The organism is Komagataeibacter ossonobensis, assembly GCF_057359305.1.
Map to the genome: position 1 here is coordinate 231,830 of NZ_JBXAYQ010000002.1, position 13,044 is coordinate 244,873.

A 13,044-nucleotide genomic window follows, 5' to 3' on the forward strand; every position below is an offset into this window, starting at 1 on the left:
ATGGATAAATTCACCGTCCTCACGGCCATCGCCGCCGCCCTGCCGGAAGAAAACATCGATACCGACAAGATCATCCCGGCGCGGTTCCTCAAGACCACCAAGCGTTCGGGTCTTGGCGTGCATGCGTTCGACGGAATGCGCTACCGGCCCGATGGATCGGAAAATCCCGATTTCGTGCTGAATCAGGAACCGTACCGCAAGGCCGAGATCCTGATTACCTATGACAACCTTGGCTGCGGGTCGTCGCGGGAACATGCGCCGTGGGCGTTGCTGGATTTTGGCATCCGCTGCGTGATCGCGCCGTCATTCGCCGATATCTTCAACAACAACTGCTTCAAGAACGGCATCCTGCCCATCGCGCTGCCGCGTGAGGTCTGCACGCAGCTGATGGATGACGCCCGTCAGGGTGCGAATTCCCGCCTTACGGTTGATCTGGCGCGACAGGTCATTATCCGGCCCGACGGCAAGGAAGTGCCCTTTGACGTTGATCCGCTGCGCAAGCAGCTGCTGCTGGAAGGCCTGGATGACATTGGCCAGACGCTGCAGCATGAAAAAGCGATCACGACCTTTGAGGAGCGTCGCGCACAGGCGCAGCCGTGGATTGCGCATATCGTCCTTGACTGAAGGCACGCGCCGTATCCTGGCAAACTGTTCATAAACCGATTATCCGGATGGGAGACGTCATGTCCGCACCCAAGAAGCTTCTGATCCTGCCTGGCGATGGCATTGGCCCCGAAATCATGCGGGAAGCACAGCGCATCATGGACTGGATGGCGCAGGCGCGCGGCATCCGGTTCGATATCAGCGAGGATCTGGTGGGCGGCGCGTCGCTGGCGGTGCATGGCCAGCCGATCACGCAGCAGGTGATTGATGCGGCACGGGCGGCGGATGCGGTGCTGTTCGGTTCGGTGGGGGATCCGAAATGGGCATCGGCCGGGTTTGACCGCAGGCCCGAAATCGCGATCCTGAAGCTGCGTCAGGAACTGGGCCTGTTCGCCAACCTGCGTCCGGCCAAGGTGTTCGATTCGCTGGTGGATGCCAGCACGCTCAAGCCCGATGTCATCCGTGGCCTGGACATCATGATCGTGCGCGAGACGGTGGGCGGGATCTATTTCGGCACGCCGCGCGGGATCGAGACGCTGCCCGACGGGTCACGTCGTGGCATCAACACCGAAGTCTATACCACAGCGGAAATCGAACGCGTGGCCCGTGTTGCCTTCGACCTGGCGCGCAAGCGCGACAACCGTGTGTGCTCGGTCGAGAAATGCAACGTGATGGAAAGCGGCCTGCTGTGGAAAGAGGTCGTGACCGCCCTGCATGACCGCGAATACAAGGACGTGGAACTGAGCCACATGCTGGCCGATAACTGCGCCATGCAGATGGTGCGCAACCCACGGCAGTTTGATGTGATCGTGACGGGTAACCTGTTTGGTGACCTGCTGTCCGACCTTGCCTCCATGCTGACCGGCAGCCTTGGCATGCTGCCTTCGGCAACACTGGGGGCAAAGGGGGAAGATGGCCGTACGCCCGCGCTGTATGAGCCGATCCATGGCAGCGCGCCGGACATCGCGGGGCAGGGCAAGGCCAACCCGCTGGCGCAGATCCTGTCATTCGCCATGCTGCTGCGGTATTCCTTTGATATGCAGGAAGATGCAGCGATGATTGAACAGGCAGTGTCCAACGTGCTGGACCGCGGCCTGCGCACGCCGGACATCATGAGTGCGGGCCGGACGGAAGTGAATACGGCAGGAATGGGTGAGGCCGTGGTGGCCGAACTGGACCGGCTGAACCAGGCGGCCTAAGCCGTCCGGGTTATGGCTTCAATGTGAAACGGGCCGGCATGGTCATCATGCTGGCCCGTTTTTTATTCCGGGGGCGTTGTAAAAGCACCTACCACGAATCATAAGCAAGTTTTTGGCGAAGCTTTTTTCAAAAAGCTTCGGAAGACACCGCCTTTTTTTAAAAGGCGTCACCCAGAAATTTTTGTTTTTTACAGGCCGGGTTTCAGCACGTAGCCCTTGCCGCGCACCGTCTGCAGGAAACGCGGCTCCCGCGGGTCGGGTTCGATCCGGCGACGCAGGCGGGTCACCTGCACATCCACCGCACGTTCCCCGATTTCTTCCATATCCAGTGTGGTCGCGATATCGGTGCGCGACAGGATTTCGTTGGGGTGGCGGGCCAGTACAGACAGTAGGGCCGACTCGCCCCCCGTCAGGTGCACGATTCCCTGTGCGTTGGACAGCAGGCCACGCACGGGATCGAATTCCAGTTCCCCCAGCCGTACGATCCGCAGGTTGCTGCTTGGCGCGGGGGGGACAAAGCGACGCAGGTGCGCCTTGAGCCGCAGCAGCAGTTCGCGCGGTTCGAACGGCTTGGCCAGATAGTCATCGGCCCCGGCTTCCAGCCCGATGATCCGGTCTTCCGGCTCGCCGCGCGCGGTCAGCAGCAGGATGGGGAAATCCAGCTTTTCCCGCCGCAGTTCGCGCGTCAGTTCCAGCCCGTTTTCCCCCGGCATGGTAATATCCAGCACCAGTGCATCAGGCTGCATGAAACCCAGTACCTGACGTGCCTCCTGCGCTGATGATGCGGCGCTGACGCGGAAACCCTGTTCGCTCAGGTAACGCTGCAGCAGGCGACGCAGGCGGGGATCATCATCCACGACCACCACGTGTGCATCCACGATCATGCTGTCGCGGGGCAGGGAGGAGTCGCAGGCCGTCTGGATCATGGGGAACTCCGGTCGGGAAGGTGATGGGCACCGGTGGATACGCCGGGCGCATCCGATTCGTCTATCAGCCCGTGCATGACGCGGCGAAAACCCTCGACGGCCTTGCCCCCCGCGTTGCGGTACACACGCAGCAGGACCTCACGTTGCAGGGAAAACAGATGGTTTTCAATCTCGCTTCCCCGTGCGGTCAGATACAGTTCCCGCCGCCGCCTGTCCTGCTGCGCCGTTTCCTGCCGCACAAGGTCCATGGACAGCAGTTCACCCAGTGCGCGGCTCATGCTCTGCTTGGTAATGCCCAGCGTGTTCAGCAGGGCGCCCACGGCCATGCCGGGCTGCAGGGCCACGGCCTGCATGATGCGATAATGCGCATGGCCCAGCCCATGTGCGTGCAGGGCGTCGTCTATGATGGCCGTAAAGGACCGGCTCGCGAGCATGAGAAGGTCCTGCGCCTGCCGCATGTCTTCATCACGCAGGAAAAGCAGTTCCACCCCCGCGCCAGCGGGCGCATGGCGGGTCGATGGCGGTCGGGCAGGGGCTGTCACGTCCGCGAAACCGTTCAGGCGATACGGCCGGTCAGGCGATTGCGCAGGCGGGTGATGCGCCCGACTTCGGACAGGCGACGGTCAAGGAATTCCTCCACCGAGGCCGGATTGCCGCCCCGCGTCAGCCAGAACAGCAGGGTGGAGACATATACGCTGCCAAGGGTGATGCGCTTGGTCATATAAGTGAAACCGGCGGAATTATCCCCTGCCGCCTGCCATATCGCGTTCACGCTGCGCCCCAGCGTGCGGGCCAGGGCCCGGGCATGGGTTGGCACCATCAGCACTGCCAGCGCCTGCCGGATGGCGGCGCGGTACGGGGCGGCATGATCCAGCCGGAACAGCACGGCCGCGCGGACGCGGCGGCTGATCTTGCGGCTGCGGAAACTGTTGGTGGCGGCCAGCATGTCGCGGTCCATGAGGTCGAAACACGACTCGGCCACCTGCACCATGCCCTCGGGGAACAGCAGGTCCGCGTCCGCCCCCACGCATTGCCGCAGCAGCGCGGTCGTCCATGGCTGGCTGCCCGCGCGCGGGTCGGCCAGGAATCGGCGCAGCAGTGCGTCACCCTGCGGTGAATTCTGGAGCGCGGGCGGTTCCAGCGCGGATGTCGCGGCGGCAACCAGGGCGGAAGGATTCATGGGCGCTCTCCGTAACGTGCCATTTCGGTATCAAATCCCATCCGGCCAAGGTCGGTCATGCGCATGGGATAGAGGATTCCGTTCAGGTGATCGTATTCATGCTGGAATACATTGGCCAAAAAGCCGGTGGCAATGCCGTGGGTTTCCTGCCCTTCCGCATTCATGCCGCGCCAGGCGATGCGGCGGTAACGCGGCACCCAGCCCCGCAGGCCGGGAATGGACAGGCAGCCCTCCATCCGGTCCACCATGTCATCATCAACCGGTTCCAGCACGGGGTTTATCAGGGCGGCGGGCAGGCGTGGCGGATCATCATCCCCCGTACTGCGGGTTTCGGGCACGCGGTAGACAAACAGCCGCAGGCCCTGGTGCACCTGGGGGGCGGCCAATCCCACGCCGCCTGCGTCCAGCATGGTTTCAATCATGTCGGCCACCAGCGTGCGGACTGCCGGGGCCTGCGGGTCGGCCACCGGTCGTGCAGGCTGCAGCAGCACCGGATGGCCCATGCGGGCGATCTTGAGCAGCGTCATCGACACAAACACCCTTCCTGTTTCGGGGAACATGTATATGACAGCGTTGGCGCGCAATGCGGAGCACGAAAATCATTTGTCCCCGGATGCGGGAATGATTTGTGTTGCCGTGCGCGAGTGTGATATAGGTGCGACCCGTTTGGGAATCGCACGAAGGGAATGGCCTCGGGCGGACGTTCCCCAAGTTTCAGTTTCATGGATCATCCATACCGGATGGCAGATCAGGAGTTGACGACCCAGTGCAGGTTCTCGTTCGTGACAACAATGTTGATCAGGCCCTCAAGGCCCTCAAGAAGAAAATGCAGCGCGAAGGCATCTTCCGTGAAATGAAGCTGCGTCGTCATTATGAAAAGCCGTCCGAGCGCAAGGCGCGCGAGGCTGCTGAAGCCGTGCGCCGCGCCCGCAAGATGGAGCGCAAGCGTCTGGAGCGTGAAGGCTTCTAAGCCGACCGTTATCGGAATATGGGTCTGACCCACAAAAAAGCCGGCCCCAGCAGGGAGCCGGTTTTTTTGTGTCCGCAGTCAAGGTAAAGCCATGGATATGGAGTCGCATTCCGGCGCCGAACCAACGCCACCCGCCATGCACGGGTGGCGCAGGGTACGTGAACGGCTGATCCGGCGCATCCTGCCACGTTCCCTGCTGGGGCGCATGCTGCTGATCGGCTTCATTCCGCTGCTGGCCACGCAGGCCATCTCGCTGGAACTGTTTTACGGGAACTACCTGCAGATCGTCTCCCGTCGGCTGTCGGGCGACATGGCCACCACCATCGCCATGACGCTGGACCTGCTGGAACGCTACCCATCGCCCGCCGACCGGCAGTGGATACTGGATGATGCCGGACGGCGCGCGGGCCTGATCATGACATTGCATGAAGGGGAAAGGCTGGACCGTCGCGGTTCCAACCATGTGCTTGGTCCCATTGATGATGATCTGGTGCGCGACCTGCGGGCGAATGTGCGCCTGCCCAGCTTCGTGGACTGGAAACAGGCGCACCATCGCGTGGTGATCCGCGTTCAGACGCCCATCGGGGTGCTGCAGGTGGTGGCCCTGCGCAAACGGCTGGACGTGGCGCCGGTATGGCTGTTCGTGGCGTGGGCGTCAGGCAGCGCGCTGGTGCTGTTCCTGATCGCGGCAATGTTCATGCGCAACCAGGTCCGTGCCATACGCAGGCTGGCGCGGGCGGCGCAACTGTTCGGGCTGGGGCGTGACACCGTGCCCATCGTGCCCGAGGGCGCGCAGGAAATCCGCAAGGCGGCGGTTGCCTTCAACCGCATGCGTGACCGTATCAACCGTTTTGTGGAACAGCGCACGACCGTCCTGGCCGGTGTGTCGCATGACCTGCGCACGCCGTTGACCCGGCTGCGCCTGTCACTGGCCATGCTGCCGCGCACGGGCATGGTCGATGCGGCCGGACTGCAGCCCGATATTGCCGACATGATCGGCGATATCGTGGAAATGGAGCATATGATCGAAGGTTACCTGTCCTTTGCGCGGGGCGAGGGGGCGGAAAAGCCCGTTGTCATCCGCGTGGAGGAACTGTTCGATGAAATCGTCGTGGCGCAGCGCCGCATGGGGGCGCAGGCCGGTATCGGCTCCATCACCCCTGCGGGGCTGTGCGTGACCGGACGGGGCAATGCCCTGCGCCGCGTCCTGAACAATGTCGTGGAAAATGCCCGCAGGCATGCCACCCGCATTGAACTGTCAGCCGAACGCGGGCGCAGGGAAGTTTTCGTGTATGTGGACGATAACGGCTGCGGCGTGGATGAGGCGCGGCGTGAAAGCGTGTTCCGCCCGTTTGAAAGCGGCAAGGAAGGCGGAACCGGACTGGGCCTGGCAATCGCGCGCGACATCATTCACGCCCATGGCGGCCATATCGGATTGGAAGCCGGGCCCCTGGGTGGGGCGCGGGTCAGGATCGTGCTGCCGAACTGACCGGTCCGGCAGGGCAGGACATCAGGGCAGGGAGTTGCCCGACCCGCCATGGCCGGGGCCGCCGTTCATGCTGTTCATCGGGCCGGTGCTGCCGCCGTATGTGCTGCTCATCTGGCTGAGCGGGTTGTAGCGGCCCACATTGCCCAGGATCTGCTGCATGATGTTGATCTTGGTGCCCGGCGTGGGCGTCTTTCCGGGCGCCATGGAGACATAGCGCGCGTCGTCCTTGTGCAGGGTGCGCAGGTTGCGCAGGATGCCGTCCTGGTCAAACGTCAGCACCACCATGTCCTGCTTGCGCACGCGGGGGAAGCTGATGGGGACCATCACCTGCTTCATGGACATATACAGCCATGTATTGTCATCAAACGTGGCGCGCCCGGTGGGGGAACCCAGCGCATCCATGACGTCCGAGCGCGTGGTCTCGCCAACCTTCAGTTTCTTGTAATCGTCCTCTTCCACCAGGGAGCCACGCTGGATGGTGTTGGGCTTGAACACCGAACATCCCGACAGCGCGATACCGGCCCCGATGACAGCGCACGAAAACAGGCGTAATGAACGCGAACGGGGCAGGGTGTCCTGTGGTGACCTCATGGTCCGGAAAATATCCTGAAATAAGGCATGGCGCGAAAATGCGGTTCGTCTTTCCGGTGCCCGATTGGGAAAATGAAGTCAATCACAGATCGCCCTGACGGTGGAAAAACACGACAGTCAGGGCCATGTTTCCACCATGCGGGCATGAAGGCGCAGGCCCCGTGAACACACGCGCAGGAGTAATACGACATGGATGCAGAATTTTCCCGCCCGCTTGCCGTGGGTCGCATCCCGGCCCGTGGCATGGAAACGGTGGTCGAGGCATCGGATGAGGAATGCCGCAGGCTGGCCCGCCGGTTCGGAATTCCCGGCCTGCGTGACCTGTCCTGCCGCTACCGGCTGGCTCCGGGACAGGATGGGGAGGTACTGGCCGAAGGCTGGCTGACCGCGCATGTGACGCAGGAATGTGTCGTAAGCCTTGAGGCGTTCGAGGACGTGCTGGCAGAATCGTTCACCGTGCGCTGCATCCCGGCGGAACGTTTCCGCGAGGATGACGAGATCGATCCCTTTTCCATTGATGAAATCCCCTATGACCGAGACAGCATCGACCTTGGTGAACTGGCGGCGGAGGAACTTTCGCTGGCGCTGGATCCGTATCCGCACAAGCCTGGATGCGCGATTCCGGCCGAATTTGCGGGCAAGGAGGAAGGCGAACCCGAAGAAACCGTGCGCAGGCAGCCTTTTTCCGCCCTGGCCGAGTTGAAAAAAAAGCAGAACTGACGCAAAGGAAGGGGCAGGTAACGGGGGGCGCGGATTACGCGTCTTGCGCATCATCTCTTGCGCAAGTGCAAATGATCTGTTAGAGCGCCCCCCTCAATTATTGATAACTGACCGGTGTATCGCCACGATGGTGTGCCTGCCGGTTGTGATCCAGATCGGAGGGGCCCAGGCCCATGGCTGTACCCAAGAGAAAAACCTCGCCGTCCCGTCGTGGCATGCGTCGCAGCCACGCTGCGCTGAGCGTGCCCGCACACGCGGAATGTTCCAACTGCGGCGAACTCAAGCGCCCGCATCACGTCTGCAGCCACTGCGGACATTATGACGGCCGCGAAGTCGCTTCCGCCGGCAAGGCGCTGAAGACGGCGGTCCGCGCCTGATAACAGGACGCGACTGGCGTCATTACCCGGTCAGGGCGTGGCCTGCATGGGCCGCGCCTGTGGGCGTGCCTGTGGCCGTCCCGGCCGGGACGCGCGGGACAGGGGTATGCCAAAGTTGTACTCCCTGATCTTGCGCGTTTCTTTCTTACCCGGCACAAGACGAGCATGAGCGAGACAGGTTCCTCCTTTTCCGAGACTGGGTCCTATACCCTGGCCATAGATGGCATGGGTGGGGATGGTGGTCCGGAAGTTGTAGTGGCTGGACTGGCAATTGCGGCAGACCGACATCCGTCGGCCAGAATTCTTCTGGTCGGGGATGAGGCAAAGTTGTCCGGCCTTCTGAGTTGCCATCCACGCGCGGCCGCCATCTGCACAATCCTTCCGGCCGGTTCGGCCATCCCGATGGACATGAAGCCCACGGCGGCGTTGCGCGTGCGCGATTCCTCCATGCGGCTGGCCATGGACGCGGTGGCCAAGGGCGCGGCACAGGGTGTCGTATCCGCTGGCAACAGCGGGGCGATGCTGGCGCTTGCCAAGATCGTGGTCAAGACACTCCCCGGCATAAGCCGTCCGGCAATGGCGGCGCTCAGCCCCACGACACGTGGCGATGTGGTCATGCTCGACCTCGGCGCGAATGTGTCGTGCGACTGGCGCAACCTGGTGGAATTCGCCATCATGGGCGAAGCCTTCGCCAAGGCGGTGCTGGGCCTGCCCGCGCCGACCATCGGCCTGCTGAATGTCGGGTCGGAGGAACTGAAGGGCGACGAACGGCTGCGCCAGGCGGCAGAGGTGCTGCGTGGCAGCGCGCTGGCCCGGCAGTTCCATGGCTTTGTCGAAGGGCACGATATCACGGCGGGCACGACCGACGTGGTGGTGACGGATGGCTTTACCGGCAATGTGGCCCTGAAAACCGGGGAAGGGGCGCTGAAAATGGCGTTTACCCTTCTGCGGCAGGTCTTTACCGCCAGCCTGCTGGGGCGGATCGGCTACCTGCTGGTGCGTCCGGGACTGGAACGGATGAAGGAGTGGCTGGACCCGCGGCGCTATAATGGCGCGGTGTTCGTCGGGCTGAATGGTGTCGTGGTCAAGTCGCATGGCGGCACGGATGCCGAAGGCTTCGCCGCTGCGGTCGATGTGGCGATGGACATGGTCACCCACCGCTTTACCGACAGCATACGTGATCGCCTTGCGCATATGGAAAAGCTGACATCCGTCAAGGTGACGCCGGACCAGCAGCAGGCGGTTCCTGCATCCTGACCCTGTAACATCCGGTGTGGCGCGCAGGCTGTCATGGCTGTCGCCACCCGTGCATGTAAGATGAGATTGGTGGAAAAACAGGCATGACGGCGAAACGCTCGCTTCTGTCCGGGTTCGGCGGTTATCTGCCTGAGCGGATCGTTACCAATGATGAACTGGCATCGCGGCTCGATACATCCGATGAATGGATTCGTGGCCGCACCGGCATTGGCCAGCGCCATATCGCCGGTGAAAATGATACCGCCGTATCCATGGCGACAGAGGCCGCACGCCGCGCGCTTGAATACGCGGGCGTTTCACCAGCGGATGTCGATGCCGTAATCGTTGCCACCAGCACGCCGGACCAGGCCTTTCCATCCACCGCCGTGCGCGTGCAGGCCGAACTGGGCATGTCATCCGGATTCGGTTTTGACCTTGCGGCGGCGTGTTCGGGATTCATCTTTGCCCTGTCCATGGCCGATTCGCTGATTCGCAGCGGACAGGCCCGCTCCGCGCTGGTCATCGGCAGCGAAGTCTATTCACGTATCCTCGACTGGTCGGACCGGGGCACATGCGTGCTGTTTGGTGATGGGGCGGGGGCGGTGTTCCTGACTTCTGCCGGACCGCAGGACGGTGATGCCGGGATACTGTCGACCCATCTGCATTCCGATGGCCAGTATGGCGACCTGCTGTATGTGGACGGCGCCACCGGGCAGCATGACAAGCCCGCCCACCTGCGTATGCAGGGCCGTGACGTGTTCCGCCATGCGGTGGGCAAGCTGTCTTCTTCGGTTGACGAGGCGCTGGCGGCCAATAACCTGACCCATTCGGATGTAAACTGGCTGGTGCCGCACCAGGCCAACCTGCGCATCATTGACGGTGTTGCGCGCAAGCTTGCGCTTCCGGCGGAGCGGGTGGTGGTGACGGTGGACCGGCATGCCAATACATCGGCCGCCTCCATCCCGCTGGCGCTGAACGAAGCGGTGCGGGACGGGCGCATACGCAAGGGTGACCTTGTGCTGATGGAAGCGCTGGGCGGTGGCCTGACATGGGGGTCGGCGCTGGCGCGGCTGTAATGTCGTTTCGGTACCACATTGAAATGGACGCGCAATAAACCGCCCGTTCATTGAATACATTCAATTGACGATGGTGGCGCGCATGCATAACGTTTACGCATGAGCACCGTGACGCGCGCCACTCTGGCAGAACAGATATATGATCAGGTCGGGCTGTCCCGCCATGAATCCGCCGATATTCTGGAAGATATTCTGGAACGGATGGCACGGACACTTGAAACCGGCGATACCCTGAAAATAAGCGGGTTTGGCACCTTCTCTGTCCGGCAGAAAGGACAGCGTACGGGCCGTAATCCGAAAACGGGCGTGGAAGTGCCGATTCTTCCGCGTTCCGTTCTGGTATTTCGCCCCAGCCAGCTGCTTCGTGCCCATGTCAATGGACAGTCCAGTGGTGAAAACCCGCCGGAAGGAGACGAGGAATGAGCACGAAGCATGAACCGGCCCGGACCGCGCCCACGCATGACGTGACGCAGCCGGGCACGGACAGCCTGCCCATTTATGAGGTCGCGCGTGAACTCGGCCTGGCCCAGCATGTCATGCGCATGTGGGAATCCCGTTTTCCGCAATTGCAGCCATTGCGGGGGCAGGTGGGGCGACGTTATTACCGCCCGCAGGACATTGCGGTACTGCGCCAGATCGCTGATCTGCTGTATGTCCGCAAGCTATCGATTGCGCAGGCGCAGGCCGAACTGGGGCAGATGGCCCTTGCCGCAGACCCGTCACCTGCGAGCGTGGCCACGCCAGCCACGCCAGCCACGCCAGCCACGCCAGAAATCCCGGCTGGTCATACGGTAATGCCTGACCCGATTTTGGAACCGGTTGCTCCGGTGGCGGAAGTGCAGGCCGCGACTGAAGGTCCTGCCCACACGCCCGCGCCGGAACACGTGCAGCGGCCGGTCGAGACCGCCACGGTTATCGAACAGGTCACAATTGTCGAGGAAACCACCATACAGGTGGCCGACACGGCCCCCGCCGAAACCCCGGCGCCCCCGTCGGTGCAGCCTGTAAAGGAAGAAGCCCCGGCCACAGCAGCAACAGCGCCCGCGGACAAGGCACCGCCAGAAGGCGAGACGGTGGATGAAGCGGAAATACCGCTGGAACAGCTTGTCATGATCGAACTTGAGCGCCTGCAGGCGGAAAATACCGTGCTACGCGACAGCCTGCGTGGCGTGCTGGTGGAACTGCAGGCCCTGCGGGAAATGGTGCCGGTCTGATTTATCCGGTTTTTTTCAGTTTTGCGCAGATCGTGGCTTGCCGTCCCCCCACTGGCCTGCTACACCCTGCGCATCGCAGACAGGCGGGCAGTAGCGCAGCCTGGTAGCGCATCAGTCTGGGGGACTGGGGGTCGTGGGTTCGAATCCCGCCTGCCCGATATCCCTGTCTGCGATTAAAGATTTTGGGTGAACGCCCCGATGAAAGCACCTGTAACAGGGTGCTTTTTTTGTATCTGCAGCCAGCGCGTTAGTAACGCGCACGGCTCCAGTTCAGCCACAGCATGTGCAGCACCGCCATGATGGCCGGCCCGACAAACAGCCCCAGCAGGCTCCAGCTTTCAGCCCCGCCCAGAATGCCGGTCAGCACCCACAGGAAGGGCAGCTGGGTCGAGCCGCCGATCAGGGCAGGACGCACCAGATGGTCCGCCAGCAGGATCACGGCAATGCCAAACAGGATGATGGCGATGGCGGTCAGCACCGCCCCGGTATTGATCACCAGCAATATGGCGACGGCGCTGATGGCGATCAGGGCGCAAAAGGGGATCATGGCGGCAATAGCCGTTATCACGCCGAACAGGAACGGGTGGGGGGCGCCTGCGACCAGATAGGCAAGGCCCATCAACATGCCCTCGCCGATACCGACCAGCACCAGCCCCGATACCGACCCATGGACGGATGCGATGATCTGTAACGCGATCCGTTCCCCCCGTTTGCCAAAGGCGCGGCGGGAGACATTAAGGGACTGGCGGATAACCGAATCCCCGTCCTTGAGCAGGAAAAACAGCGTCAGGATGGCAAAGGCGAACAGCAGCACACGGTGCAGCACCTGCGACCCAAGCTGCTGCGTCACCTTCATGCCCTGTCCGATATTCATGGACCCGAGAAGGGTCGAGACATCGGCGGGATTTGTCAGGTGTTCGTTCCACCATGTTTCGATCGTCTGTTGCCCATAGGGCAGGCGACCGACCCATGGCGGGACGGGAATGCCGGAATGACGTGCATCGTTCAGCAGCCTGAGCACGCTTTCCGCCTCACGCCCCGCTTCAAGCCCGAACAGCGCCAGGGGGCCAAGGAAGATCAGCGCGATGACCAGCGTGAACAGGACCGGCAGCAACGTCCGGTGCGCGCGTGAATGCCATCGCCTGCGCGCCCGTACATAAAGCGGCCACGACGCGATGGCGAATATGCAGCCCCAGATCAGCGATGGCAGGAAGCCGCGCACGGTGTACAGCGCCAGCAGGACAAAAAACAGCGCCAGGCCCGCGCGCGCCATGCGTTGCGTGCGCTGGGTTTCGCTGAATGACCGGAAGGTTCGCATCGTGGATGCAGGATCCATGCGGCGGCCCGGCATGGGGGCGCCTGCCTGATCCTGATCCGCGTTGTAGGGATCCGTCATGGTCATTCCTCTGGAAAACGGGCTTGGTCGATAGGGTGCTGGTGTTAACGCGATCGTTCCAGCAATG

General features: G+C 62.5%; 16 protein-coding genes and 1 tRNA gene. 11 read left to right on the forward strand and 6 right to left on the reverse strand.

The genetic code is table 11. From position 1 onward, the window contains the following. Both leuD and leuB read left to right on the forward strand, forming a co-directional pair. Positions 1-624 (forward strand): 3-isopropylmalate dehydratase small subunit, encoded by a 624-nt coding sequence (gene leuD / locus AC1RQ9_RS03395; RefSeq protein WP_485985551.1) that lies wholly within the window; start codon positions 1-3, stop codon positions 622-624. 59 nt (positions 625-683) lie between these two features. Continuing rightward, the gene (gene leuB / locus AC1RQ9_RS03400) at positions 684-1,802 is read left to right on the forward strand and encodes a 3-isopropylmalate dehydrogenase (protein WP_485985552.1); all 1,119 of its coding nucleotides are present in this window, start codon (positions 684-686) and stop codon (positions 1,800-1,802) included. 188 nt (positions 1,803-1,990) lie between these two features. Here the strand turns inward: leuB and AC1RQ9_RS03405 are convergent, their stop codons facing one another. From AC1RQ9_RS03405 to def, 4 genes are read right to left on the reverse strand one after another with little or no spacing between them, the layout of a single operon-like run. Continuing rightward, positions 1,991-2,728: a response regulator gene (locus AC1RQ9_RS03405; protein ID WP_010506450.1), complete on the reverse strand. Its 738-nt coding sequence runs from the start codon at positions 2,726-2,728 to the stop codon at positions 1,991-1,993. Further along, on the reverse strand, positions 2,725-3,270 hold the full coding sequence (locus AC1RQ9_RS03410) for a MarR family winged helix-turn-helix transcriptional regulator (protein ID WP_485985553.1): 546 nt from the start codon (positions 3,268-3,270) through the stop codon (positions 2,725-2,727). The genes AC1RQ9_RS03405 and AC1RQ9_RS03410 overlap by 4 nt, the downstream gene beginning before the upstream one ends. 14 nt (positions 3,271-3,284) lie before the next feature. Further along, positions 3,285-3,908, reverse strand: a complete 624-nt coding sequence (locus AC1RQ9_RS03415; protein ID WP_485985554.1) for a COQ9 family protein — start codon at positions 3,906-3,908, stop codon at positions 3,285-3,287. Then, a complete protein-coding gene (gene def / locus AC1RQ9_RS03420) occupies positions 3,905-4,435 on the reverse strand; it encodes a peptide deformylase (RefSeq protein WP_485985614.1) in 531 nt (176 codons plus the stop codon). The genes AC1RQ9_RS03415 and def overlap by 4 nt, the downstream gene beginning before the upstream one ends. Before the next feature lie 239 nt (positions 4,436-4,674). On the opposite strand from def, the gene rpsU reads away from it, so the two are divergent. Beyond that, a complete protein-coding gene (rpsU, locus tag AC1RQ9_RS03425; protein WP_010506446.1) occupies positions 4,675-4,878 on the forward strand; it encodes a 30S ribosomal protein S21 in 204 nt (67 codons plus the stop codon). Positions 4,879-4,969: 91 nt separating this feature from the next. Next, positions 4,970-6,367: a sensor histidine kinase gene (locus AC1RQ9_RS03430; protein ID WP_193732388.1), complete on the forward strand. Its 1,398-nt coding sequence runs from the start codon at positions 4,970-4,972 to the stop codon at positions 6,365-6,367. 21 nt (positions 6,368-6,388) lie between these two features. Here the strand turns inward: AC1RQ9_RS03430 and AC1RQ9_RS03435 are convergent, their stop codons facing one another. Beyond that, positions 6,389-6,958, reverse strand: a complete 570-nt coding sequence (locus AC1RQ9_RS03435) for an outer membrane protein assembly factor BamE (protein WP_193732387.1) — start codon at positions 6,956-6,958, stop codon at positions 6,389-6,391. A 189-nt stretch (positions 6,959-7,147) separates the two neighbouring features. Here AC1RQ9_RS03435 and AC1RQ9_RS03440 point away from each other — a divergent pair, with 189 nt between their 5' ends. From AC1RQ9_RS03440 to AC1RQ9_RS03470, 7 genes are all read left to right on the forward strand, one after another. Next, complete coding sequence (locus tag AC1RQ9_RS03440) at positions 7,148-7,678, forward strand: YceD family protein (protein ID WP_193732386.1); 531 nt, start codon at positions 7,148-7,150, stop codon at positions 7,676-7,678. A 173-nt stretch (positions 7,679-7,851) separates the two neighbouring features. Then, a complete protein-coding gene (gene rpmF / locus AC1RQ9_RS03445; RefSeq protein WP_010506434.1) occupies positions 7,852-8,055 on the forward strand; it encodes a 50S ribosomal protein L32 in 204 nt (67 codons plus the stop codon). Between the two features lie 165 nt (positions 8,056-8,220). Then, on the forward strand, positions 8,221-9,312 hold the full coding sequence (gene plsX, locus AC1RQ9_RS03450) for a phosphate acyltransferase PlsX (protein WP_485985557.1): 1,092 nt from the start codon (positions 8,221-8,223) through the stop codon (positions 9,310-9,312). Positions 9,313-9,395: 83 nt separating this feature from the next. Beyond that, positions 9,396-10,367 (forward strand): beta-ketoacyl-ACP synthase III, encoded by a 972-nt coding sequence (locus AC1RQ9_RS03455; RefSeq protein ID WP_485985559.1) that lies wholly within the window; start codon positions 9,396-9,398, stop codon positions 10,365-10,367. A 99-nt stretch (positions 10,368-10,466) separates the two neighbouring features. Next, on the forward strand, positions 10,467-10,790 hold the full coding sequence (locus AC1RQ9_RS03460; RefSeq protein ID WP_010506428.1) for an integration host factor subunit alpha: 324 nt from the start codon (positions 10,467-10,469) through the stop codon (positions 10,788-10,790). Further along, entirely contained in the window at positions 10,787-11,581 is a 795-nt protein-coding gene (locus tag AC1RQ9_RS03465) for a MerR family transcriptional regulator (RefSeq protein ID WP_485985561.1), read from the forward strand. Before AC1RQ9_RS03460 ends, AC1RQ9_RS03465 begins: the two co-directional genes overlap by 4 nt. Before the next feature lie 84 nt (positions 11,582-11,665). Further along, positions 11,666-11,739 (forward strand) — tRNA-Pro (locus tag AC1RQ9_RS03470). A gap of 89 nt (positions 11,740-11,828) precedes the next feature. Here AC1RQ9_RS03470 and AC1RQ9_RS03475 read toward each other — a convergent pair. After that, on the reverse strand, positions 11,829-12,983 hold the full coding sequence (locus AC1RQ9_RS03475; protein WP_485985563.1) for an AI-2E family transporter: 1,155 nt from the start codon (positions 12,981-12,983) through the stop codon (positions 11,829-11,831). Positions 12,984-13,044: the final 61 nt, after the last annotated feature.